We start from the raw sequence: 21,953 nt of genomic DNA, 5'->3' as shown, positions 1-21,953 counted from the left end.
CTGGAGGGGGTGCCGCGGGGCGCGCTGGGGGAGCATGGCGCGCCCCGCGGCGACGGCGGCGATGAGGCGTAACCGCCGCCGCCGGGCCGGCATCCGACTACTGGGGCGTGTAGGCGCTGCCGGTACCGAGGAACTTCTTCGTGGCCGCGCGTCCCTCGGCCTCGGCCTGCGCGCGGCGGGCCGCTTCCGTGGCCTCGGCGCGATATTGGGCGGCCATCAGGTTCTGGATCTGGAACTGCTGTTTGGCCGTGAGCGCGAGCAACTGGTTGGTCGCCTGCTGTGCCTGGAGCGACCCTTCCGCGCCCTGGCTCTTCGCAACGATTTCGCTCAACGTGCCGGCGTCGGCCTGCACGTTGGCGACGACCTGCGACTGGACGCCCATGGTCTGCCGGAAGGCTGCCTTTGCGGCATCGAGCCGGGTCGCCGCGTCGATCACCCGTTGGTTGGTGGTCAGCGCCTGGCTGAAATCGTTGGGGAACAGCCGGCTGTACTGTTGATCGAGACCGTCGATCCGGAAGTCGATGCCCTGGGCCTGCGCCATCAGCCGGTCGATCGCCTGCAGGTTCTGGGTGAGTTGCTGGAGCTGCGGGAAATCGATGCGGGTCAGGTTTTTCGCCTGATTGATCAGCATCTGCGCTTCGTTCTGCAGCGACTGGATCTGGTTGTTGATCTGGGTGAGCGTCCGCGCGGCGGTGAGCAGGTTCTGGCTGTAGTTGCTCGGATCGAACACGGTGAACTGCGCGTGGGCAGGCGTGCTCGGTGCGACCAGCGTGACCGCGAGCGAACCGAGGGTGCCAAGGCCCAGCGCGGACGCGACCAGATGTTTGCGAGTAGGTATAGGCATGGGACTTCACTCCTTGGCTTGGGGAACAGGAAAATCGGCGAGGAGGCCGGCGGCCCAGTCGAGGCCGGCTCCTTCGAGGTAGCGGGCCGCGAAATTCTCGAGGCCGTGCTTGGCCAGCAGCGCGTCGATGCGCGCCTGCGTCGCGGGATCGGAGGCTCCGCACAGCGCCAGCGCAACCGGACCCAGGCCCAGTTCGAACAGGCGGTTGCCTCGTGCCGATTGCAGATAATAGTGCCGCTTGGGGGTGGCGCGGCTGACCAGCTCGATCTGCCGGTCATTGAGGCCGAACCGCTCATAGGCGGCGCGCGACTGCGGCTCGATCGCGCGGTCGTTCGGCAGCAATATGCGCTGCGGACAGCTTTCGATGATGGCCGGCGCAATGCTGCTGTCGGCGATGTCGGCGAGGCTCTGCGTCGCGAAGAGCACCGCGACGTTCTTCTTGCGGAGCGTCTTCAGCCACTCGCGGATACGCGCGGCGAAGAGCGGATGGTCGAGGAATATCCAGGCCTCATCAAGCACCAGCAGCGTCGGCCGCCCGTCGAAGCGTTCCTCAAGGCGGTGGAAGAGATAGGTCAGCACCGGGGCGACCACCCCGGATTGCCCCATCAGCGCCTCGGTCTCGAAGCACTGGACGTCGGCCAGCGCGAGATTCTGTTCGGCCGCGTCGAGGAGGCGGCCATAGGGTCCGTCGAGCGTATAGGCGGTGAGCGCGGTGCGAAGCGCGTTCGACTGGAGCAGCATGGCGAGCCCGGTCAGCGTGCGCTCCGGGGGAGGCGCCGAGGCGAGGCTGCCGAGCGCGGACCAGACCGAATCCTTGACCTCGGGCGTGACCGCGACCTTCTCGTGCGTCAGCAGCGCCGCGATCCATTCCGCCGCCCAACTGCGTTCGCTGGCATCGTCGATCCGGCGCAACGGCTGGAAAGCCAGGGTCTCGCCGCTGTCGGCGCCGAGACCGAGGGCATGGTGCGCGCCGCCCATCGCCAGCACCGCCGCGCGCGCGGAGAAGCCCTTGTCGAAGACATAGACTTGGGCGTCCGCGTAGCGCCTGAACTGCAGCGCGATCAGGGCCAGCAGCACCGACTTGCCCGCGCCGGTCGGCCCGATGACGAGCATGTGCCCGACATCGCCGACATGGGTTGAGAAGCGGAACGGCGTCGATCCGCTGGTCTGGGCATGGAACAGCGGCGGTCCGGCCAGATGGCGGTTGCCCGCCGGCCCCGCCCAGACCGATGACAGCGGCATGAGATGGGCAAGATTGAGCGTGTGGACCAGCGGCTGGCGGACATTGGCGTAGGCTTGGCCGGGCAGCGAGGACAGCCAGCCCTCGACCGCGTTGAGGCTCTCGCGGACGCAGGTGAAACCGAGGCCGTTGACGATGCGCTCGACCGCGCGGACCTTGTCTTCCACCCGCGCCCGGTCGGGATCGGCGACGGTGATCGTGGTGGTCAGGTAGCCGAACGCGACATGATCGCCGCCGAGCGCCTGCAGCGCGAGATCGGCATCGACCACCTTGTTGTCGGCATCGGTGTCGAGGAGTTGGACCGGCTGGTTGTACATCACCTCGCGCAACAGTGCGGTGATGGACTTCCGCTTGTTGAACCATTGCCGCCGGATCCTGGTCAGCGCCTTGGTCGCATCGGTCTTGTCGAGCGCGATGAAGCGGGTCACCCAGCGATAGCCGAAGTCCTGGTGGTTGAGCGCATCGAGGATTCCGGGCCGGCTCAGGTTGGGGAATCCCAGCACCGTCAGCGTGCGGAGATGGACGTGCCCGAGCCGGGGTTCGAGGCCGCCGACCAGCGGTGTGTCGGCGAGCAGCGCGTCCAGATAGATCGGCGTCTCGGACACGGCGACCGGGTGGTGGCGGTCGGAAACCGTTGCGTGAAGATAGGTCAGCGTTTCCGCGTCGCCCAGCGCGCGCACTTCCGGCATGAAGCCTGAGAGAAGATCGAGCACACGATCGGTTTCGGCGATGAAGCCGGCGAGACTCGCATGCCAGTCGCGGCCCTGCGCATCGTCGGGCCGTTCGACCAGTGTTCGTCTGGCAGCGTCGCTGCTGTCGGCGGGCGGCAGCCACGTCAGCGTGCCGTGATAGACACTCTCGAAATGCTGGCCCTCGGCTTCGAATCCGGCGCGCCGTTCCTGATCGACCAGCCAGGACGCGGCGTCGGGAAAGACGCTTTCCGGATAGCCCAATGCCTCGCGGCGCTCGGCTTCGAAGAACAGTGCCCAGCCCGTGCCGAGGCGCTTCAGCACATTGTTGGCGCGCGCGCAGGCCGAGACGAGTTCGGCCTCGGTCGCGCTTTCCAGGTCGGGACCACGGAAGACGAAGCTGCGCTGGAAGCTGCCGTCCTTGTTGAGGACGATGCCGGGCGCAACCAGCGCCGCCCAGGGCAGATGATCGGCGAGACGGTCGGCCCGCGACCGGTATTCGGCGAGGTTCAGCATGCGAAATGCCCCTTCTGGCGAAGGTGGCGGAGCAGCACTGGCGCGAAGTCGGGATCGCGGCGCGCGGCGAACACGGCGATGCTGTGGCCGACAGCCCAGAGCCCGATGCCAACCAGCCATTGCTGGAGGCCGAGGCCGACTGCGGCCGCGATCGTGCCGTTGACGATCGCGATCCCGCGCGGCGCGCCGCCAAGCAGGATCGGCGACCCCAGGCTGGCGTGAATCGGCGCCTCGAAGCCTTCGATGTGGCTCATGCGACGAGCGCTCCGCCGCCGAAGCTGAAGAAAGACAGGAAGAAGGACGAGGCGGCGAAGGCGATCGAGAGGCCGAAGATGATCTGGATCAGCCGGCGAAAGCCGCCTGCCGTCTCGCCGAAGGCCAGCGTCAGCCCGGTCACGATGATGATGATCACCGCGACGATCTTCGCGACCGGTCCCTGCACCGATTCCAGAACCTGCTGGAGCGGCTGTTCCCAGGGCATGCCGGAACCGCTGGCCTGGGCGGGGCCGGCCAGGGCCAGCGAAACGCCGAGCACCAGGCCAGTCAAAAAGTAGCGGTTGCGGTCGGGAATACGGAAGATGCACATGTCAGTCTCCTTCGAAGTCGGGGGTCGGGGTTGGGGAGAGATCGACGACGGCGTAGCCGCCATCCGGGTCGAGCCCGGCGACGCGGGCAATCGTCTCGATGCGCCGCGCGGTGCCGCGGCCGGCGATGAAGACGATCATGTCGATCGCCTCGGCGACCAGGCGGCGCGGCACGGTGACCACGGCTTCCTGGATCAGTTGCTCGATCCGGTAGAGCGCGGAAGACGCGCTGTTGGCGTGGACGGTCGCGATCCCGCCGGAATGGCCGGTGTTCCAGGCCTTGAGCATGTCGAGGGCCTCGCCGCCCCGGACCTCGCCGACGATGATGCGGTCGGGCCGGAGCCGAAGCGTCGAGCGAACCAGATCGCCCATGGTGACGGCGCCGGTTCGAGTCCTCAGCGCAACCGTGTCGCGGGCGGGCGACTGCAGTTCGCGCGTATCCTCGATCAGGATCACGCGCTCATCGAGATGCGCCATCTCCGCGAGGAGTGCGTTGGCGAGCGTGGTTTTGCCCGAACTGGTCCCGCCGGCGATCAATATGTTCCGGCGATCGACGACCGCGAGGGAAAGCAGGCGCGCGGCCTCGGCGGACATGATGCCGTCGGCCACATAGTCCATCAGCGTGTAGACTCGCGCGGCCGGCTTGCGGATCGAGAAGCACGGGGCGGTCGAGACCGGTGGGAGGATGCCTTCGAAGCGCTCCCCCGCGCCTTGCCCATGCGGCGGTAGCTCGGCCGAGACGATCGGGCGTTCGCCATGGACCTCGGCACGGGCGTGCGACGCCACCAGCCGAATGATGCGCTCGACCTGGGGCGCATCGAGCTTCACGTCGGTATCGACCCGACCCTCGCCGAGGATGTCGACGCGCAGCGCGCCGTCGGGATTGACCATGATTTCGATGACGCGCGGATCGCTGAGCGCGGCGGCGATCGCCGGCCCCATCGCGGTGCGCAGCATGGCGCGGCGGCGGCCTTCGGAAATATTGGCCGCGGATACGGTGTCCGATCCGGCGGGCATCACGGCCTACCTCCCTGGAGTTCGGGTGGCGTCAGCGTGCGTGTGCCCGCGGCGATCTGCCGGCCGACCTGGGCGACGAAGGATTCGAACCGGTCGCGGCCGATGGCTCGGCCTGCGGCATCGGCTTCCGGCAGCGGTGCCGTCACCATCAGCTGGTAGCGGACGAACAGCGACAGGCTTTCCAGCAGGACATCGATGTCGCGCCGCGCGCCGTCGAGTTCGCGCGACAGCCGGTCGAGGCGGACTTTCAGGAGATCGTCGACTTCCTTGGTGCCTCGACGCGCCAGCCAGTCCCGAAGCGCATCGTTGACGAGGTGGCTCTTGTTGCCGCGCGCACCGGCCGCGAGCGCTTCCAGCGCATCGCTGAGTTCGCGGTCGATATAGAGATTCTGGCGGATCTTCATCGCCGCCTCACAGCCCGGGCACGAGGTCGCGGTGAGCGCCCTCGTTGATCGCATAGCCGCGGGCGACTGCGCTCAGGCCCTGCGCCTGGTCCATGGCGCGCTTGTCGGCGGCAATATCATCGTCGTCCGGCGCCGTCTGGGGATCGCGCGTTTCGGCAGCGTCGATCGACTTGGAAGTCTGCTCGGCAAGGCCAGGGTGGCGCTGCTGCTGCATGCCGCCGTCGTCCTCGCCGCCCGCGGCATCCTCGGTCTGGTGCAGCCGGGCATCGATACCGCGCACCCGGCCGGACCAGTCATCGCCGCGTTGTTTGGGGCAATCGGCATAGCGGCCCTGTGCCAGCAATGGTGCCGGTGCCACGCGCGCGATGAAGTTGCGATCGCGGAAGTAGCGCAACTTGCGCGCCCGGATCGGCGCGAGTCCGGAGACGAGCACGAGTTCGTCATCGGGCGAGAGCTGCATCACCTCGCCGGGCGTCAGGAGTTGGCGGGCGGTTTCCTGACGGCTGACCATGACATGCGCGAGCCAGGGCGCGAGCCGGTGCCCGGCGTAGTTGCGCATCGCACGCTGCTCGGTCGCGGTGCCGAGCGCATCGGAGATGCGCTTGGCGGTGCGCTCATCATTGGTCGCGAAGGCGACGCGGACATGGCAATTGTCGAGAATGGCGTTGTGCTCGCCATAGGCCTTCTCGATCTGGTTGAGGCTCTGCGCGATCAGGAAAGCGCGGATGCCGTAGCCGGCCATGAAGGCGAGGCTGGTCTCGAAGAAGTCGAGGCGGCCGAGTGCCGGAAATTCGTCCAGCATCATCAGGAGCTGATGCCGCCGCGCGGACGTGCCGGGCTGGCCGAGCCGCTCGGTCAGGCGGCGGCCGATCTGGTTGAGCACGAGACGGACGAGCGGCTTGGTGCGGCTGATGTCCGATGGCGGAATGACAAGATAGAGCGACAATGGGCGCTCGGCCTCGATGAGGTCGGCGATCCGCCAGTCGCAGCGCGAGGTGACTTCGGCGACGGTCGGATCGCGATAGAGGCCGAGGAACGACATCGCCGTCGACAGCACGCCTGACCGCTCGTTTTCGCTCTTGTTGAGCAGTTCGCGCGCAGCGGAGGCGACGACGGGATGGACCTTGGGATTCTTGTCGTCGCCGAGGTGATTGGTGGTCATCATTCGGCGGAGCGTGGCGACGAAGCTGCGCTGGGGATCGGAGAGGAAGGTCGCGACCCGCGCGAGCGTCTTCTCCTCCTCGGCATAGAGGATGTGGAGGATCGCCCCGACCAACAGCGAATGGCTGGTCTTTTCCCAATGGTTGCGGCGTTCGAGCGCACCTTCCGGATCGACCAGAATGTCGGCGATGTTCTGGACGTCGCGCACCTCGTCCACGCCGCGCCGAACCTCGACCAGCGGATTGTAGTGCGCGGACGCTGCGTCGGTCGGATTGAACAGCAGGCAGTGAGAGAAGCGCGCGCGCCATCCGGCTGTCAGCGTCCAGTTCTCGCCCTTGATGTCGTGGACGACGGCCGATCCGGTCCAGGAGAGTAAGGTCGGAACGACGAGGCCTACGCCCTTGCCCGAGCGGGTCGGCGCGAACGCCATGACGTGTTCGGGGCCGTCATGGCGCAGATAGCGGCCGCCAAGCGTGCCGAGCATGACGCCGGCGTCGCGATGCAGGCCGGCGCGCTCGATCTCACGGGCCTTCGCCCAGCGGGCGGAACCATAGGTGGTGACGTTGCTCGACTGGCGCGCGCGCCACAGCGAGCCGAAGATCGCCGCCGCGCAACCGACGAAGCCGCTGGCGCCTGCGAACGTGCCCGCCCGGTCGAAAACATGCGGGGCATAGGCATCGTAATGATACCACCAGGGGAACAGCGCCCAGGGATGATAGATCGGCACGCCAGCGAGCCGGAACCACGGCGTTCCCAGCTCGGGTTGATAGGCCAGCATCGCCGCTGCCCATTGCGTCGCGGCCCAGACCCCCGCGATCACGATCGCGAAGACGACAAGGATCTGGCCGATGAGTAATTTGGACACCTCGAAGAACCGCTGGATTTGCGTGTAGGGTCGACGGTGCGGATTGAGGCGGCGTGGAAGGAGTGATGTTGCAGCGTATTTGTCGGTGATTTCGATATTGCCGGTGCCGCAGTGGCCGGATTTACCGTCGGTAGCGCTTGGTTCATATCAAGCAGGCGCAGTTCGCCCTTCGAGCCAGGCCAAGCGCTGGAAGTTATAGGCCAAGTTGGCCATGCCGATCTTGATGGTAGCGCGGGCGATGCCGATGGTGCGCACGACCAGCCCCATGCGGTTCTTTTGCCCGGCGAACACATGCTCGACCTGGGCGCGGATCTTGGAACGCCGGGTATTGGCCTTGGCGATCCGCTCAGGCAACGCTCGCCGCGGTTTACGCCGCTGGTGAATGTGGCTGGTGAACATGCCACTGGCCAGGAACGCCTCGTTCTTCTTGGATCGATAGGCGGTATCAGCCCAGACGCCGGAGGCAGTGTTGTCCTTACTGATCAGAACCGGCAGCCGTGCGCCGTCATGGGCATTGGCGGCGCTGGCATCCCAGGTGCGGATCAGCCCATGGGTTTTGTCGATGCCGATATGATTCTTGTACCCGAACATCGGGATGGCCAGATCGACCGGCCTAGCCGCCTTGGGATCGGCGCCCTCTTTGATCTTGGCCTTGCTGTACTTGATCGACCAGCGCGCATCACGGTCCTTTTGCCGGGTCTTGGCCGGCTTCCAGCCCTCGGGCACGCCGCCTTCCTTGATCGCTGCTTTCTCCGCTTCGGTATTGCGCTGTTTGGGTGCCTGCACGACCGTAGCGTCGATGATTTGCCCGCCCATGGCGAGATAGCCCCGATCCTTGAGGGCAGCGTCGAAGCGAGCGAAAAGTTTGTCTATGGCCTTGGCATTTACCAGGCGTTCCCGAAACAGCCACACCGTGGTCGCATCCGGCACGGTGCCATCGAGCCCAAGGCCCAGGAACCGTTGGAATGACAACCGGTCTTTGATCTGAAACTCGGCGGCCTCGTCCGACAGCGAATAGAGCGCCTGTAGAACCAGAATCTTGAACATCAGCACCGGATCAAAGGGCGGTCGCCCACCCTTGCCGCGAACGCAGCGACGAAGCGCTGCCACCAGCGGACCACGGAAAACCTCGAAATCCACAACTGCCGCTAATCGCTCCAGCGGATCGCCCGCCGCGCTCAGCGCATCGTACCGGTCCGAAAGATCGAAGAAACCAGGCTGACTTGCCATCATCGCCTCCTACGCATCGCCGACGAAGTGAATCAAATCCGCCGATCAAACGCCAGAGTTTTTCGAGGTGTCCATTTGGTGGGTGTCACGTCGAGGCTCCCGCCCGCCGGACAGGTTCGGCTCGGGCGGTTTCAGACTCGGTGACGACCGGCGAAAATTAAACGGGGCTGATGGGCGCAGATGGGCTCGCGCCGGCTCAGGTGAACTATGGCAGTAATCGGAAGCTGTTCGGGCCAAGCGTTCGTCGGCTGTGCTCAGAGACCGGCGTCGTTCATCAGTGTTTCAAGACGTTCACGCGAGATGGTTTCGACGACATCGCGAAGGGACCGGACTGATCGTGACAGTGCGTCGAGATCGGTATTGCCGATTTCGTAGCTCGCCGAATAGCGGGCCTCGACATAGGCGCGCTTGAGAAGTTCGAACCGGCGGCGCTCGATCCTGGTGGTGCGGGGCCAAGCCTCGATCAGCCGTGGTTCACTGTCCTCCGCAAGCGAACGCAGGAACTTGATGTTGTGCGAGCGAGGAAAATAGAGGGTGCGCACCAGCAGGAAGCAGATGTAGGCACGTTCGGTCGCCTGATGCAGAAGGAAAGCTGCATCTTTGGTTTCGCCTTCTTGGATCGCAAAGGACGCCAGTTTGATACCGCTGTCGACCTTAGCCAGCCAATCATGGAAATAGGCTGATGCCATCTCATAGGCGTCGGCGGCCGTCAGCGGTTTAGGCATTGCGAGCGCGTTGCCCGGCAACTCGTAGAGCACGATCCCGTCGCGGGCGATGTCGGTCCAGAAATACTCGCCCCGGCTCAGCGCCTGGTTCACCTCGTCCAGCGTATGGACGATGATATTCACCGGCCGCGCGATCGCGCTGTCGTGCAGGATCTTGTCCTCGGCGACATACCAGTAATCGGCAATGTCGGTGAGGTCCGCGTGGCTGACGATGACGAGCAAGTCGAAATCCGACTGGTAGCCATTCTCCGGCTCGTCCACCCAGTCGGTCCGGGCATAGCTGCCGAACAGAATGATCTTGAGTATCTTGCCGTTCTTCTTCCACGGCTGGTTCGCGCGCGCGATCGCATCGGCAAATTCGCCCATGAGCGTTTGCTTCACGCGGTCCAGTTCGCTTTGCTGGACCGGGGGCAGATGGTCGATATCACTTCGCACGAAGGGGATTCTCGCGGCAGACCATGAAGTTGGCAAGGCTTGACCACATCGACGGGTGGGCCGATGATCGCACGTCACGCACGAACGCTATCCCGCGTGTGTTCCAGATGATCGCGCACCTTGCCGCCTCCCTTATTTAAACCCGCTTATCTTAGCTCATTTGCTAATTAAGTGAAGTGGCGATTGCTTAAATAAGGCGTGCCGTGCATATTGGCGCGCATGGCCGATCCAGAACCGAATCTGCGGCTGGGCCGTTTCGTGGAGACTCCCGTCGCCGGGGAAATGGTCCGGGCATTTGTACCGCCGCCGCTCCCGCCCGCGCCACCGATCGACGTGCTAGCGCTGCTCGACCGGCTTAGCCTAGCGGAGCGTGCCCTGGGTCGCCTCGACGGCATCACCATGCTGCTGCCGCGCCAGGAACTCTTCCTCTACATGTACGTGAGAAAGGAAGCGGTGCTTTCATCCCAGATCGAAGGCACGCAATCGACGCTCTCCGACTTGCTTCGCTTCGAAACCGAGGCACAGGCCGGCCAGCCGATCGACGATATTCGCGAGGTCTCCAACTACGTCGATGCCATGATGCACGGCCTCGAACGGCTGGAGGAAATGCCGCTCTCGCTTCGCCTCATCCGCGAGATGCACGAGCGCCTGCTGCAAAGCGGCCGGGGCGGCACGAAGAGCCCCGGCGAATTCAGAAGATCGCAGAACTGGATTGGCGGCACCCGTCCCGGCAATGCGCTGTTCGTCCCGCCCCCGACCACGGAACTCGAAGGCTGTCTCGATGCCCTTGAGCGGTTTATGCACGAGGATAAATCCCGTCTGCCGGCGCTTATCAAGGCAGGCCTGCTCCACGTCCAATTCGAGACGATCCACCCCTTCCTCGACGGCAACGGGCGTATCGGCCGGCTGCTGGTGACGTTGTACCTGTGCGTCAACGGCGTGCTGCGCAAGCCTCTGCTCTACCTCAGCCTGTATCTGAAGACGCACCGGAACGACTATTACCGGCTGCTGCAGGAGGTTCGAGAACAGGGCACATGGGAGGCTTGGCTCGACTTTTTCCTCGCCGGCGTGGCCGATACCGCCAATCAGGCCTTTGACGCTGCCACCCGCATCGTCGATCTGTTCAAGGACGATCGCGACCGCATAACGACCGAGAGTGATCGTGCCGGCTCGGCCCTGAGAGTTCATGACCTTTTCCAGCAGAACCCGTTCCTCAATGCGAACCAACTGGTCGAACGGACTGGCTTATCGGCGCCGACCGTGAATGCGGCACTCGCAGACCTCGAACGTCTTGGTGTAGTTGAAGAAATTACCGGCAGGCGACGTGGTCGCGTTTTCGGCTACCGCCGATATCTTGCAATCCTCAGCGAGGGTACGGAGCCGTTGCCCTCACGAACAATCTGACGACAGCTTGGTCGGACGATCCGGAGCGTCTTCCTTGCAGAATGCAAAGGCCAGAAGCCGCTATTCCGACCGTTCGATGGTATCGCAGGAACGTCGCCGAGTTTGCACACGATCAACGAAGCTAGGTCGCGCGCCACGTTTTTGATGCGTCAATCGCCTTAATGCAGGATGGATTGACAAACTTTGCCGACCAAATCATTATCTAACGCATGAAGCGCTTTGATGCATATGATTCTGGTGTTTTGGGTGGCTTCGCGTCAATCTCTGCAGGCTACCCTTTTCGCGGCAAGATCGACGCACTGCCGGAAGGCAAGGTCGCCGTTATACAAATGCGCAATACCGATCCTGACACTGGGATCGATTGGGATGGGCTTTCGCGCATCGAGCTGCCACGCCCATCCACAAAGGCATTTCTTCGGCCCGAAGACATCATTCTGTCCACGCGCGGCGGACGCAACTTCCCCTATTGCATCGAGGAACGCGACGAGCAGGTTGTTTGCTCGCCGCATTTCTTCGTCATTCGCGCTATGACAAGCGCGATCCTGCCCCAATTCCTGGCTTGGCAGATGATGCAGAAGCCCGCGCAAGACCACTTCGCAGCGGGCGCGACCGGCTCCTACATCCTCAACCTTAAACGCGAGGTGGTTGAGACCTTGCCGATCACGATCCCACCGCTGGCGCAGCAGCAGCACATTGTCGATTGGGATGCGGCAATGCGTAGCGAACGTGCGATCCTCACCCAACTTATCGACAACAGAGCCACCGAAATGGCGGCCATTGCCCGGCAGCTGCTTGCACCTGCCTTTCAGCGCTCGGAGCAGAGAACATCGTGAACGACCAGATTAAACAGGACGAAGTAAACAAGGCTGTGTGGGCCGCTTGCGATACCTTTCGCGGGACGGTATCGGCTGACGTCTACAAGGACTATGTCCTTACTATGCTGTTTCTCAAGTACCTGTCGGACGTGTGGCAGGACCACTATGACGAGTACAAGAAGCAGTATGGCGACACGCCCGAGCTGATTGCGGAGCTGATGACGAACGAGCGGTTCGTTCTGCCCGAATCCGCCAACTTCACCACGCTCTACAAGGCTCGGCACGAGCCGGGCAACGGCGAGCGGATCGACAAGGCGCTGCACGCCATCGAAGAGGCTAACGTCGGCAAATTGCGCGACGTGTTCCAGGATATCAGCTTCAACTCCAACAAGCTGGGTGAGGAGAAGCAGAAGAACGACATCCTGCGTCATCTTCTGGAAGACTTCTCGCGTCCCGAGCTGAACATGCGTCCATCGCGCATTGGCAACCTGGACGTGATCGGGAATGCCTACGAATTCCTGATCAAGAACTTCGCTGCCGATGCAGGCCGCAAGGCGGGCGAATTCTACACGCCGCCGGAAGTCTCCGAGCTGATGGCCGAGATCATGGACATGGTCGAGGGCGAGGAGGCCTGCGACCCCACCTGCGGTTCCGGCTCGCTTCTGATGAAGTGCGGTCGCCGCGTGCAGGCCAAGTTCGGCGGATCGAAGCGGTATGCGCTCTTCGGACAGGAATCGATCGGCAGCACCTGGGCGCTCGCCAAGATGAACATGTTCCTCCACGGCGAGGACAACCACCGCATCGAATGGGGCGACACCATCCGCAACCCCAAGCTGCTCGAAGTGGATCCTCGCCGTACAAATAATATGCTCGAACCAAGCAGGGACCGGCTGAAGCACTTTGACGTGGTCGTCGCCAATCCACCCTTCAGCCTCGACAAGTGGGGCGTCGATACGGCGGAGAATGACAGGTTTGGGCGCTTCCGTCGCGGCCTGCCGCCCAAGACCAAGGGTGATTACGCCTTCATCCTCCACATGATCGAGACGATGAAGCCGAAGACCGGACGCATGGCGGTGGTCGCCCCGCATGGCGTGCTGTTCCGTGGATCGAGCGAAGGCACGATCCGGCAGAAGCTGATTGAGGAAAACCTGCTTGAAGCGGTGATCGGGCTGCCGGAGAAACTGTTTTACGGCACCGGCATTCCGGCATGCGTCCTGATCTTCCGCAAGACGAAGACGGACGACAAGGTGCTGTTCATCGACGCTAGCCGCGAATTTAAGGCGGGCAAGAACCAGAACCAGCTTGATGCGAACCATCTCGCGAAGATTGTCGAAACCTATCGCAAGCGCGAGAGCGTCGACAAATACGCCTATCTCGCAACGCCCGCGGAACTGGCCGAAAACGACTACAACCTCAACATCCCGCGCTACGTCGACACCTTCGAGGAAGAGGAGGAGATCGACCTGGTTGCCGTCCGCGCCGAGCGGTTGAAGCTCAAGGCCGAGCTTGCCGCATTGGAAGACAAGATGGACGGCTACCTCAAGGAGCTTGGCTACTGATGGCTGGCGAGATCATCCAGTACCAGACGGAAGATGGTGTCACCGTCATCCGCCTTCAGGCGAGCGACGGCAGCGTCTGGCTGAGCCAGGCCGAAATGGCGGAGCTGTTTCAGACCACCAAGCAGAGCATCAGCCTCCACGTCCGGAACATTCTGGAAGAGGGCGAGCTGGAGGAAGCGGCAACTGTCAAAGAAAACTTGACAGTTCAAACCGAGGGGAAACGCAAGGTTTCCCGCCAGATTTTGCTCTACAACCTGCAAATGATCCTCGCCGTGGGCTTCCGCGTGCGGTCGCTGCGGGGAATGCAATTCCGGCGCTGGGCGTCGGAGGCACTGAGCGAATATCTGGTCAAGGGCTTCGTCATGGACGACGACCGGCTGAAGGAGCCGGACAACGACTATTTCGAAGAGCTGCTCGCCCGCATCCGCGACATCCGTGCGTCGGAAAAGCTGTTCTACAAAAAGGTGCTGGATATCTACGCCACTGCCGTGGACTATGATCCGAAGGCGGAAACGAGCCAGCAGTTTTTCCAGATGGTGCAGAACAAGATGCACCACGCCGCCCATGGGCAGACGGCGGCGGAAACCAAGCTGGCCCGCGCCGATGCCGCCAAGCCAATGATGGGGCTGACCAGCTGGCCCGGCGAAAAACAGGGCCGCCTGCCGACCAAGCAGGACGCGCAGATCGCCAAGAACTATCTGCAGGATGAGGAGATGGAGACGCTGAACCGCATCACCGTCGCCTTCCTGGAATTTGCCGAGGCGATGGCGAAGAACCGCAAGCCGATGCACATGGCCGACTGGATCGCTAAGCTGGACGACTTCCTGAAGCTGGGCGATCACCCGTTGCTTGATGGTGCGGGCCGGGTTTCCGCCAAACAGGCGCAGCGCCATGTGGATAGCGAATACGACCGCTGGCACAACCGCGCGATCAATGCGCCGAGCGCGGTCGAGCAGCATTTCATCGAGGCCACCGCCAAGGTGAAAACGCTCGCAGCTGGCAAGCCCGCCAAGGGCAAGGGTGGCGCGAAATGATTCCTGCAGGCTGGCAAGTCGCGACAGTTTCCGACATTTGCAAATTGCAGAATGGACACGGATTTCGTCCGCCCGATTGGTCCGAAAGCGGATATCCGATCATTCGCATCCAGAATCTAAACGGAAGCCAAAACTTCAACTATTTTGCGGGCATGCCCGAGCAGAAGTGGTTGGTGCCACCCGGCCAAATCCTGTTTGCATGGGCTGGCACCAAAGGAGCATCTTTCGGCCCGACGATCTGGAATGGTCCTACCGGGGTACTCAACCAGCATATCTTCAAGGTCTTCCCCACTAAAGGCGTTGATAAGGATTGGCTATACGTTGCCTTACGACATGTGACCGACCGGATTGAAGCCAAGGCTCATGGCTTCAAGGCAACGCTCGTTCACGTCAAAAAGTCGGACATTGATCAGCATAGCGTCTTGCTCCCCCCCTCTGCGAGCAGCGCTACATCGCCAATACTCTGGCAACATGGGACCGTGCCATCGAGACGGTCGAGGCGCTGATCGCCAATGCCCGCGCGCAGAAGCAGGCGCTGATGCAGCAGCTGCTCAGCGGCCATCGGCGCTTGCCAGACTTCTCAGAGCCGTGGGAATGGGCTGACTTTGCGGACATTTTTGGGCGGGTCAGAACCAAGAATGCCGAAGGCAACACGAACGTGCTCACGATTTCAGCGCAGCATGGCCTCATCAGCCAAGTCGAGTACTTCAACAAGTCCGTCGCGAGTGATGACGTCCGAGGTTACACGCTGCTCCAGCGCGGTGATTTCGCCTACAACAAGAGCTATTCCGATGGCTATCCGATGGGAGCGATCAAGCCGCTCGACCGCTACGACAGCGGCATCGTCTCCAGCCTCTATATCTGCTTCCGCCTGACCAGGCGTGGCTTCGACCACGATTTCTTCCGGCACTATTTCGAAGCAGGCCTCTTCAACCGCGAGATCGCCGCAATCGCGCAGGAAGGCGCGCGCAACCATGGCTTGCTCAATGTGAGCGTCGTAGAGTTCTTCGAGACCTCGCTCCACATCCCGCAGCCGGGCGAGCAAGCCGCCATCGCGAAAGTCATCAACGCGGCAGAGGCCGAAGAGCAGGCCTACCAAGCCCAACTCACCGCCCTCCGCCAGGAAAAGGCCGCGCTGATGCAGCAACTGCTCACCGGCAAACGGCGGGTCAAACTCCCGGAAAGCGAGGTGGCCTGATGGCAATCGCGCCCTATGGCTATGCCTATGAAAAGCTGCTGGGCGCGATGGAGATCATGGCGACCGGCAAGGGCACCCGCCCAGAACGCCTCGCGCGCGCTGGCAAGCAGTATCTTCTGCCGATCCGCAGCCCGAAGATGCACGAACTGCCCGACGACCTCGCGTCCTCGCTCGACCACTTGTTTCGGGAACTCACTTCCGTCCCGCCCCCAACACAGTGGGACGATGCATTCACCGCCACCGCCCAACGCATGTCCTGGCAAAAGGCCGAGCGCTTGGCGGAGCAGCTTTTCAGTCTGTTCCTGGCGGTCGTCGAATTGAGGAGACAAGCCCAATGAGCAAATCTCGCCCCTTTTCCATCTACCTGCTGAAGCCCGATTTCAACGCTGCGAACACGCTGACCGACGATCACGACCTTCAACCGGCAGGTGGAGCAACTGCTCTACCCGACGACGGAACGCTGTTCATTCTAGACGCGGAGCCCAAGCGTCCGTGGTGGCGTAGCTATTTCGGCATACAGGAAGAGCTTTGGCAGCAGTTCAAAGGCGCCATCCTCTTCCTGCCCGTTGGCGATCGATGCTTCGCCCTGACATTCGGCCATGTACTGCATCACATGAAGGACGAGGCGTACGAATACGACTTCGGCCTCATCGTGACATTGAACAGTGTCGACCCCAAGGAACTGAAGAGCGCAGATATGATCGAACCTGGCCCTGCCCGCCGCAGGCGGACTCAGGTTCCGGTCTCAACCGAGCTGACCTATCTTGATTTCGACGGGAACAGCGAGATCATCAAGAGCCTGACTGGCAAGGTGAAGGCTGAATACAAGGACCTGTTCAGCAACGCGACCGGCTCAGCAAGCCTGAAAATCAGCATGAAAATTGATCCGGGCGAGCTTGCCGCGCGCTGTGAGCGTCTGCTCGCCCTCTACGACAGCGAGGATTACAAGGAGACGTTCCCCAACATCCAGAACATTGTGCCGGTTCGCGATCCTGCAGAGGTGAACCGCCTCAATCAACTAGTTCTCGAATCTGTTCAGTCCCGAGATGGTAGCACCACGCTAACGATTCCCGATATAGTCGACTATCGGGACAACACCTGCTGCATATTCCAAGGTCCGGGAGGAACAAGCGAAGTCTACCCCGACATCTCGATGGAAGCATTTTACGACTATCTCGGAGATGGTTTCGATCTGAACGCCCTGACAATCGACCAGCTCAAATCCTATCGAATGATTCTGACCGACGTGGAGGGGGCGCCAGGTAGGTCGTACGGCGTGTTTCGCAGCCTGATCTTTGATGCCGAGCCACAGGGCGAGTCAGTCCTGTACCACCTAAACGAAGGGGATTGGTACAGGGCCGAAATGAGCTTCGTCGCAAGGCTGAAAGCGTACCTCGATGAAAAGTGCGAACCTACGGATTTGTGCGCATATAATCACGATGGCGTGAAGGATGGCAAAGCCGTTTACAGCGAAGGCAACTACAACGCCGCAGTTCCGGGCTGGCAGGGGCGCTTCATTTGCCTCGACCAAACAGACATCAGCCCGGCTGGAAGCACGAATATCGAGCCCTGCGATCTCTACAGCGTACAGGCCGATGGCAATGCTAGGTGCGGACACCGTGCATCATTGTATCACATCAAGATCTCGACGCGTTCTTCCCATCTCAGCCACCTGTTCAATCAAGGTGTGAACTCGATTGAGCTGATCGAGCTGGAAGAGACTTCCCGAACAAAAATGCGACAGCTGGTAGTCGACCGGCTGGGCGGGAACGACCAAGCAACCTACCTGGCGCCATTCGAGAATTTCGATTTTAGGGTAGTATTTGGGATAATCTCTCACAAAGACCCTGCCGGCATTTCCGATAATCTTCCACTCTTTTCCAAAATCAGCCTCATGCGGAGCATGCAACGCCTTGACGTGATGCGCGTGCCGTGCGCGTTGGCCTTCATTCCCGATGAAAGCCCAGCGAAAGGAGGCCATTCCAAGCATACGCAGTTCCTTGTCGAAGTGCAGGACGATGCCAATGGTCATGTGGTACGCGCATTGCCCGGTCAGGGCTTGGACACGGTCGTGCCCATCAAGAGGTGTCCGAAGGCGGTTAAGGAAAGTGCGGCCGGGACCCGCTATCGTATGGTCGTAAAAGTTGCCGATGATGGCAGCCTCACAACACATTTTGGCTGGCCATACGAGTTGGCCGCATAATGACACCTAATACCGCCGAGCTATACAGTTCCCATATCCCAGCCCTCGCAACGCTGGTTTCACTGGGCTGGGATTATCTGTCGCCCGAAGGTTGTCTTGCTGCGCGAGGAGGCAACCAAGGAGTAGTGCTGCGCGATGAATTGGTCGAGCAGCTACGGCGGCGGACCTTCGACTACAAAGGACGGACCTACCCGCTCTCGACCAACGCGATCGACCAGATCGTCCGCGAGTTGACATCGCCCGCACTCAATGAAGGGCTGATCACAGCCAACGAGAAGCTCTACAATGCCATCACGCTGGGCGTTACGGTCACCGAGTTCGTCGACGGAAAGAAGCACAGCGTCACCGTGCCGATCATCGACTGGGCGCACCCGCTGGCAAACAGCTTTGTTGTCAGTGATGAGATGGAGGTGCTCGCCGTACCGGGCACCCACACGCGGCGGCCTGATATCGTCGGCTTCGTCAACGGCATCCCGCTGCTGGTGATCGAAGCCAAGCGGCCCGACAGTGGCAATCCCAACAAGTCGATGGTCGACGAAGGGATCAGCCAAACGATCCGCAATCAGGGGCAGGAGGAAATCCCGCACCTGTTCGCCTATGCCCATTTGCTGCTCTCCATCGGCATGACTGATGGACGCTATGGCACCACCAAGACCCCGCGCAAGTTCTGGGCGCAATGGCGCGAAGAGGAGTTTTCCGAGGACCATTTCCGCCAGATCAAGAACCCCGTACAGGAAATCGATCCGCGCGCGACGATCCTGAAGAACCATGTGCGTGAAGTGCGTGACCACTTTCGGCGCCTGTGGAGCGACAAGCAGGCCGTCACCGCACAAGACCGACCGCTGATCGGCCTCTGCACGCCTGACCGTCTGCTGGAATTCGTCCGCTCTTACGTCCTGTTCGACCGCAAGGCGGACAAGATCGTCGCCCGACATCAGCAATTTTTCGGCATCCGCGCGCTGCTTGACCAGATCAGCCGGGTCAAGCCCGATGGCGCACGCGAAGGCGGGGTGATTTGGCACACCACCGGTTCGGGCAAGAGCTTCACGATGGTGATGCTGTGCAAGGCGCTGCTGCTGCACGAGAAGCTGAAGACCTGCCGTCTGGTGGTCGTGACCGACCGGCGTGATCTGGAAAAGCAACTAGCGGGCAACTTCCTGACCGGCGGGGCCTTCGGCTCGGACGTTGGCGCCAAGGATGCAGGCAAGGCCAAGGCCCAATCGGGCCGCGACCTGGCCAAGCGCATCGGCAAAGGAACTGAGCGGATCATCTTCACGATCATCAACAAGTTCGGCAGCGCCGCGCGCCACGCAGAATGCCGCAACAACAGCGCTGACATGATCGTGCTGGTCGATGAAGGCCACCGTAGCCAAGGCGGCGAGAACCACGAGCGGATGCGCAAGGCGCTGCCAAACGCCGCCTATGTTGCGTTCACCGGCACGCCGCTGCTGAAGGACGACAAGACGGCCAACAAATTCGGGCGGATCGTTCACGCCTACACGATGAAGGACGCCGTGTCGGACGGCACGGTGACGCCGCTGCTCTACGAGGAACGGAAACCGATCCTCGACGTGAACGAGCGCGCGATCGACAACTGGTTCGAGAAGGTAACCGCGGGCCTTTCCGAGGAGCAAAGGGGCGATCTCAAGAAGAAGTTCGGGACCAAGGGCGCGGTCTATGGCTCTGGCGACCGGATCAATCTGATCGCACTCGATATCGCGACCCATTTCAAGGAAAACTTCAAGGATTATGATCTCGGCCTGAAGGGACAGTTGGCTACCGATTCAAAGCGGTCAGCTATCCGTTACAAGAAGGCGCTGGATGCAACCGGTCTGGTCAGCAGCGCCATCATCATTTCGCCTCCTGATACCCGCGAAGGCCATTCGGAAGTTGATGAGGCAGAGCTGCCCGAGGTGCTGCAATGGTGGAAGGAAAACGTGCGTGGCGAGCCCGAGGATTACGAGCGCCAAGTTATCGAGGATTTCTCGACCGAGGGCCGACCCGACATCCTGATCGTGGTCGACAAGTTGCTCACTGGATTTGATGAACCGCGCAACGCTGTCCTCTATATCGACAAGAAGCTCGAACAGCACAATCTGATCCAGGCCATCGCCCGCGTGAACCGGCTGCATGAGCAAAAGAAGTACGGTTTGCTCATCGACTATCGGGGCATTCTGAAGGCGCTGGATACCGCGCTCACGGAATATCAGGACCTCGCTGAACGCACTCAGGGCGGCTTCGATCTCGACGACATCGACCAACTCTACGCCGATGTCAGCACCGAGTATAAGCGATTGCCAAGCCTACACGCCGAGCTCTGGGCGATTTTCAGGCCGGTCAAGAACAGGGCCGATATCGAGCAGTATCGGCAGCTGCTGGTGCCACAGACTCGCGAGAGCGAGGGCGGATCACCTATCGACCTGAACCAGAAGATCAGGGAGGATTTCTACGAGGCGCTGACAGCCTACGGCATGTGTTTGAAGATCGCTCTGGGGTCGCGTTCCTTCTTCGAAGACACATCGATCTCCGAGGTGCAAATTGCGGAATACAAGCGCGACCTTAAGTTCTTTACCAACCTTCGCAAGATCGTGAAGCAGGACGCACAGGAAGCCGTCGATTACAGTGCCTACGAAGACCAGATCAGGAGGCTGGTCGATCGCTATGTTGTGGGTGAGGACGTGGAGAACGTGGGCGGCGTTCTGATCGTCAACGAGCTTGGGAATCAACCGACCGCCGAAACCTGGTCTCCTGAGAAAACCCGCAACGAAACCGATATCATCCGATCCAGAGTGCGCAAAACGATTGAGCAGGAATTGGCTGACGATCCCTATGCGCAGCTATTTTTTTCCGACCTTCTCAGGCGCGCCATTGCGGAAGCGTCCGCGCTGTTCGATCACCCCTACAAACAGTATGTTCTGTTCAAAGACTTGGAGGAAAAGCTGGCTGCCAAGACCGTCGACGATCTGCCCAAAGGCCTCGAAGGTCACCGCCACGCCAGCGCCTATTTCGGGATTATCCGGCTGGAGATGGGGGATGTGGTCGCTGAAGCGGTTGAACAAGAGGAGTTCATCCACGCAGCACTGGATATGGAGAAGTTTGTCGAGAACGCCATAGCGGAAAACTCGCTGAATCCAGCAAACATTGAAGCGGCCATCCGTAAAGCCTTATTGCCGCGTCTCTTCGGCTTGACCGGCTTGGAGAAGGCCAAAGTCATCACCGACAAGATTGTCGAGGTCACCCGCGTCGGCCTTGCTCGTGGTAATGGCGCGAAGGCATGATTGTTCGATACGGCGATCACGAAGTGTCGTGTCTCGTTCGACAAACCGCTGCCGTCACGGGCCGTATCCGCATCCACGTCTACCCCAACGGTGATGTGGAAATTGAAGCTCCCGAAGATAAGGAAGTAGATCACATCAGGGCAGCGGCTCAGCGACGTGCAAGATGGATTTTCCAGCATCGCAACGCAGCCATCGCCGCGCGACGAAGGGCGCTACCGCGCGAATATATAAGCGGCGAAACCCACTTCTATCTTGGCCGGCGGCACAAGCTCATTATCCATGAAAGCAAATCGCAGCGCTCGGAAGTCAAACTCTTGCGAGGCAAACTCGAAGTTTCGCTGCCAGTGGCGGATCGAGCCGCCGTAAGACGCAGGCTGAATGCGTGGTATAGTGATCGGGCCACCGAATATTTGAGCAAGAAGGTCGACGAAATCTCGGAGAGATTGAGTTGGACTAGCACCCCGCCACCCTTCAAACTTATGCGTATGAGAACGCAATGGGGAAGCTGCTCCCCCGAAGGGGTTATCTACCTGAATCCTGCACTCATAAGGGCGCCACGTCACTGCATCGAATATGTTATTTTACACGAACTCTGCCACCTGATCGAACATAACCACAGCAAACGATTTTTCGATTTGCTTACTAAGCACATGCTTGACTGGCAGAGTGCTAAAAGGGAGCTAGACTCGCTTGCCGAGTTAATCTTGGCGGGAAATGAGTGATGGGCAAAGGTTCGGATCGCATCCCGAGCC

19 protein-coding genes are annotated in these 21,953 nt (G+C 61.3%); 10 read left to right on the top strand and 9 right to left on the bottom strand.

All coding sequences use genetic code 11. From position 1 onward, the window contains the following. Positions 1-97 precede the first annotated feature (97 nt). From trbJ to CJD35_RS05255, 9 genes are all read right to left on the bottom strand, one after another. The gene (gene trbJ / locus CJD35_RS05295; protein WP_095686863.1) at positions 98-844 is read right to left on the bottom strand and encodes a P-type conjugative transfer protein TrbJ; all 747 of its coding nucleotides are present in this window, start codon (positions 842-844) and stop codon (positions 98-100) included. Between the two features lie 6 nt (positions 845-850). Further along, positions 851-3,289: a conjugal transfer protein TrbE gene (gene trbE, locus CJD35_RS05290; protein WP_095686862.1), complete on the bottom strand. Its 2,439-nt coding sequence runs from the start codon at positions 3,287-3,289 to the stop codon at positions 851-853. Next, positions 3,283-3,543, bottom strand: coding sequence for a VirB3 family type IV secretion system protein (locus tag CJD35_RS05285; protein ID WP_095686861.1), 261 nt, complete (start codon positions 3,541-3,543; stop codon positions 3,283-3,285). Before CJD35_RS05285 ends, trbE begins: the two co-directional genes overlap by 7 nt. Next, positions 3,540-3,875 (bottom strand): TrbC/VirB2 family type IV secretion system protein, encoded by a 336-nt coding sequence (locus tag CJD35_RS05280; protein ID WP_095686860.1) that lies wholly within the window; start codon positions 3,873-3,875, stop codon positions 3,540-3,542. Before CJD35_RS05280 ends, CJD35_RS05285 begins: the two co-directional genes overlap by 4 nt. Before the next feature lies 1 nt (position 3,876). Next, positions 3,877-4,890 carry a P-type conjugative transfer ATPase TrbB gene (gene trbB, locus CJD35_RS05275; protein WP_095686859.1) on the bottom strand — a complete coding sequence of 338 codons (1,014 nt, stop codon included), beginning with the start codon at positions 4,888-4,890 and terminating at the stop codon, positions 3,877-3,879. After that, the gene (locus tag CJD35_RS05270) at positions 4,890-5,294 is read right to left on the bottom strand and encodes a CopG family transcriptional regulator (protein WP_095686858.1); all 405 of its coding nucleotides are present in this window, start codon (positions 5,292-5,294) and stop codon (positions 4,890-4,892) included. The genes trbB and CJD35_RS05270 overlap by 1 nt, the downstream gene beginning before the upstream one ends. Before the next feature lie 7 nt (positions 5,295-5,301). Further along, entirely contained in the window at positions 5,302-7,320 is a 2,019-nt protein-coding gene (locus tag CJD35_RS05265; protein ID WP_095686857.1) for a conjugal transfer protein TraG, read from the bottom strand. A gap of 147 nt (positions 7,321-7,467) precedes the next feature. Beyond that, entirely contained in the window at positions 7,468-8,550 is a 1,083-nt protein-coding gene (locus CJD35_RS05260) for an IS5 family transposase (protein WP_031309815.1), read from the bottom strand. A 254-nt stretch (positions 8,551-8,804) separates the two neighbouring features. Next, positions 8,805-9,710, bottom strand: a complete 906-nt coding sequence (locus CJD35_RS05255; protein ID WP_167383136.1) for a HEPN domain-containing protein — start codon at positions 9,708-9,710, stop codon at positions 8,805-8,807. A gap of 219 nt (positions 9,711-9,929) precedes the next feature. Between CJD35_RS05255 and CJD35_RS05250 the strand changes: the two genes are divergently transcribed. From CJD35_RS05250 to CJD35_RS05210, 10 genes are all read left to right on the top strand, one after another. After that, on the top strand, positions 9,930-11,114 hold the full coding sequence (locus CJD35_RS05250; RefSeq protein ID WP_095686856.1) for a Fic family protein: 1,185 nt from the start codon (positions 9,930-9,932) through the stop codon (positions 11,112-11,114). Positions 11,115-11,323: 209 nt separating this feature from the next. Then, positions 11,324-11,947 (top strand): restriction endonuclease subunit S, encoded by a 624-nt coding sequence (locus tag CJD35_RS05245; RefSeq protein ID WP_095686855.1) that lies wholly within the window; start codon positions 11,324-11,326, stop codon positions 11,945-11,947. Continuing rightward, positions 11,944-13,488: a type I restriction-modification system subunit M gene (locus tag CJD35_RS05240; RefSeq protein ID WP_095686854.1), complete on the top strand. Its 1,545-nt coding sequence runs from the start codon at positions 11,944-11,946 to the stop codon at positions 13,486-13,488. The genes CJD35_RS05245 and CJD35_RS05240 overlap by 4 nt, the downstream gene beginning before the upstream one ends. Continuing rightward, positions 13,488-14,522 carry a virulence RhuM family protein gene (locus tag CJD35_RS05235; protein ID WP_095686853.1) on the top strand — a complete coding sequence of 345 codons (1,035 nt, stop codon included), beginning with the start codon at positions 13,488-13,490 and terminating at the stop codon, positions 14,520-14,522. The genes CJD35_RS05240 and CJD35_RS05235 overlap by 1 nt, the downstream gene beginning before the upstream one ends. Further along, positions 14,519-15,028 (top strand): restriction endonuclease subunit S, encoded by a 510-nt coding sequence (locus tag CJD35_RS22865; RefSeq protein WP_216628949.1) that lies wholly within the window; start codon positions 14,519-14,521, stop codon positions 15,026-15,028. Before CJD35_RS05235 ends, CJD35_RS22865 begins: the two co-directional genes overlap by 4 nt. Positions 15,029-15,060: 32 nt before the next feature. Further along, a complete protein-coding gene (locus tag CJD35_RS22860) occupies positions 15,061-15,720 on the top strand; it encodes a restriction endonuclease subunit S (protein WP_216628948.1) in 660 nt (219 codons plus the stop codon). Then, entirely contained in the window at positions 15,720-16,058 is a 339-nt protein-coding gene (locus CJD35_RS05225; protein ID WP_095686852.1) for a hypothetical protein, read from the top strand. The genes CJD35_RS22860 and CJD35_RS05225 overlap by 1 nt, the downstream gene beginning before the upstream one ends. Beyond that, positions 16,055-17,923 carry a DUF6119 family protein gene (locus CJD35_RS05220; RefSeq protein ID WP_095686851.1) on the top strand — a complete coding sequence of 623 codons (1,869 nt, stop codon included), beginning with the start codon at positions 16,055-16,057 and terminating at the stop codon, positions 17,921-17,923. The genes CJD35_RS05225 and CJD35_RS05220 overlap by 4 nt, the downstream gene beginning before the upstream one ends. After that, positions 17,923-21,201 (top strand): type I restriction endonuclease subunit R, encoded by a 3,279-nt coding sequence (locus CJD35_RS05215; protein WP_095686850.1) that lies wholly within the window; start codon positions 17,923-17,925, stop codon positions 21,199-21,201. Before CJD35_RS05220 ends, CJD35_RS05215 begins: the two co-directional genes overlap by 1 nt. Further along, entirely contained in the window at positions 21,198-21,923 is a 726-nt protein-coding gene (locus CJD35_RS05210; RefSeq protein ID WP_167383135.1) for a M48 family metallopeptidase, read from the top strand. The genes CJD35_RS05215 and CJD35_RS05210 overlap by 4 nt, the downstream gene beginning before the upstream one ends. Positions 21,924-21,953 lie beyond the last annotated feature (30 nt).

Source organism: Sphingobium xenophagum (genome assembly GCF_002288285.1).
Taxonomy (GTDB): Bacteria; Pseudomonadota; Alphaproteobacteria; order Sphingomonadales; family Sphingomonadaceae; genus Sphingobium; species Sphingobium xenophagum.
The sequence above is the reverse complement of the archived record's forward strand: the minus strand, read 5'-3'. Positions and strand labels throughout refer to the sequence as shown.

Coding starts and splice junctions, on each gene's coding strand:
- trbJ (WP_095686863.1), bottom strand. CDS start 844: ATGCCTATACCTACTCGCAAACATCTGGTCGCGTCCGCGCTGGGCCTT.
- CJD35_RS05210 (WP_167383135.1), top strand. CDS start 21,198: ATGATTGTTCGATACGGCGATCACGAAGTGTCGTGTCTCGTTCGACAA.
- CJD35_RS05225 (WP_095686852.1), top strand. CDS start 15,720: ATGGCAATCGCGCCCTATGGCTATGCCTATGAAAAGCTGCTGGGCGCG.
- CJD35_RS05270 (WP_095686858.1), bottom strand. CDS start 5,294: ATGAAGATCCGCCAGAATCTCTATATCGACCGCGAACTCAGCGATGCG.
- CJD35_RS22865 (WP_216628949.1), top strand. CDS start 14,519: ATGATTCCTGCAGGCTGGCAAGTCGCGACAGTTTCCGACATTTGCAAA.
- CJD35_RS05245 (WP_095686855.1), top strand. CDS start 11,324: ATGAAGCGCTTTGATGCATATGATTCTGGTGTTTTGGGTGGCTTCGCG.
- trbB (WP_095686859.1), bottom strand. CDS start 4,890: ATGCCCGCCGGATCGGACACCGTATCCGCGGCCAATATTTCCGAAGGC.
- CJD35_RS05220 (WP_095686851.1), top strand. CDS start 16,055: ATGAGCAAATCTCGCCCCTTTTCCATCTACCTGCTGAAGCCCGATTTC.
- CJD35_RS05285 (WP_095686861.1), bottom strand. CDS start 3,543: ATGAGCCACATCGAAGGCTTCGAGGCGCCGATTCACGCCAGCCTGGGG.
- CJD35_RS05280 (WP_095686860.1), bottom strand. CDS start 3,875: ATGTGCATCTTCCGTATTCCCGACCGCAACCGCTACTTTTTGACTGGC.
- trbE (WP_095686862.1), bottom strand. CDS start 3,289: ATGCTGAACCTCGCCGAATACCGGTCGCGGGCCGACCGTCTCGCCGAT.
- CJD35_RS05215 (WP_095686850.1), top strand. CDS start 17,923: ATGACACCTAATACCGCCGAGCTATACAGTTCCCATATCCCAGCCCTC.
- CJD35_RS05235 (WP_095686853.1), top strand. CDS start 13,488: ATGGCTGGCGAGATCATCCAGTACCAGACGGAAGATGGTGTCACCGTC.
- CJD35_RS22860 (WP_216628948.1), top strand. CDS start 15,061: ATGCAGCAGCTGCTCAGCGGCCATCGGCGCTTGCCAGACTTCTCAGAG.
- CJD35_RS05260 (WP_031309815.1), bottom strand. CDS start 8,550: ATGGCAAGTCAGCCTGGTTTCTTCGATCTTTCGGACCGGTACGATGCG.
- CJD35_RS05250 (WP_095686856.1), top strand. CDS start 9,930: ATGGCCGATCCAGAACCGAATCTGCGGCTGGGCCGTTTCGTGGAGACT.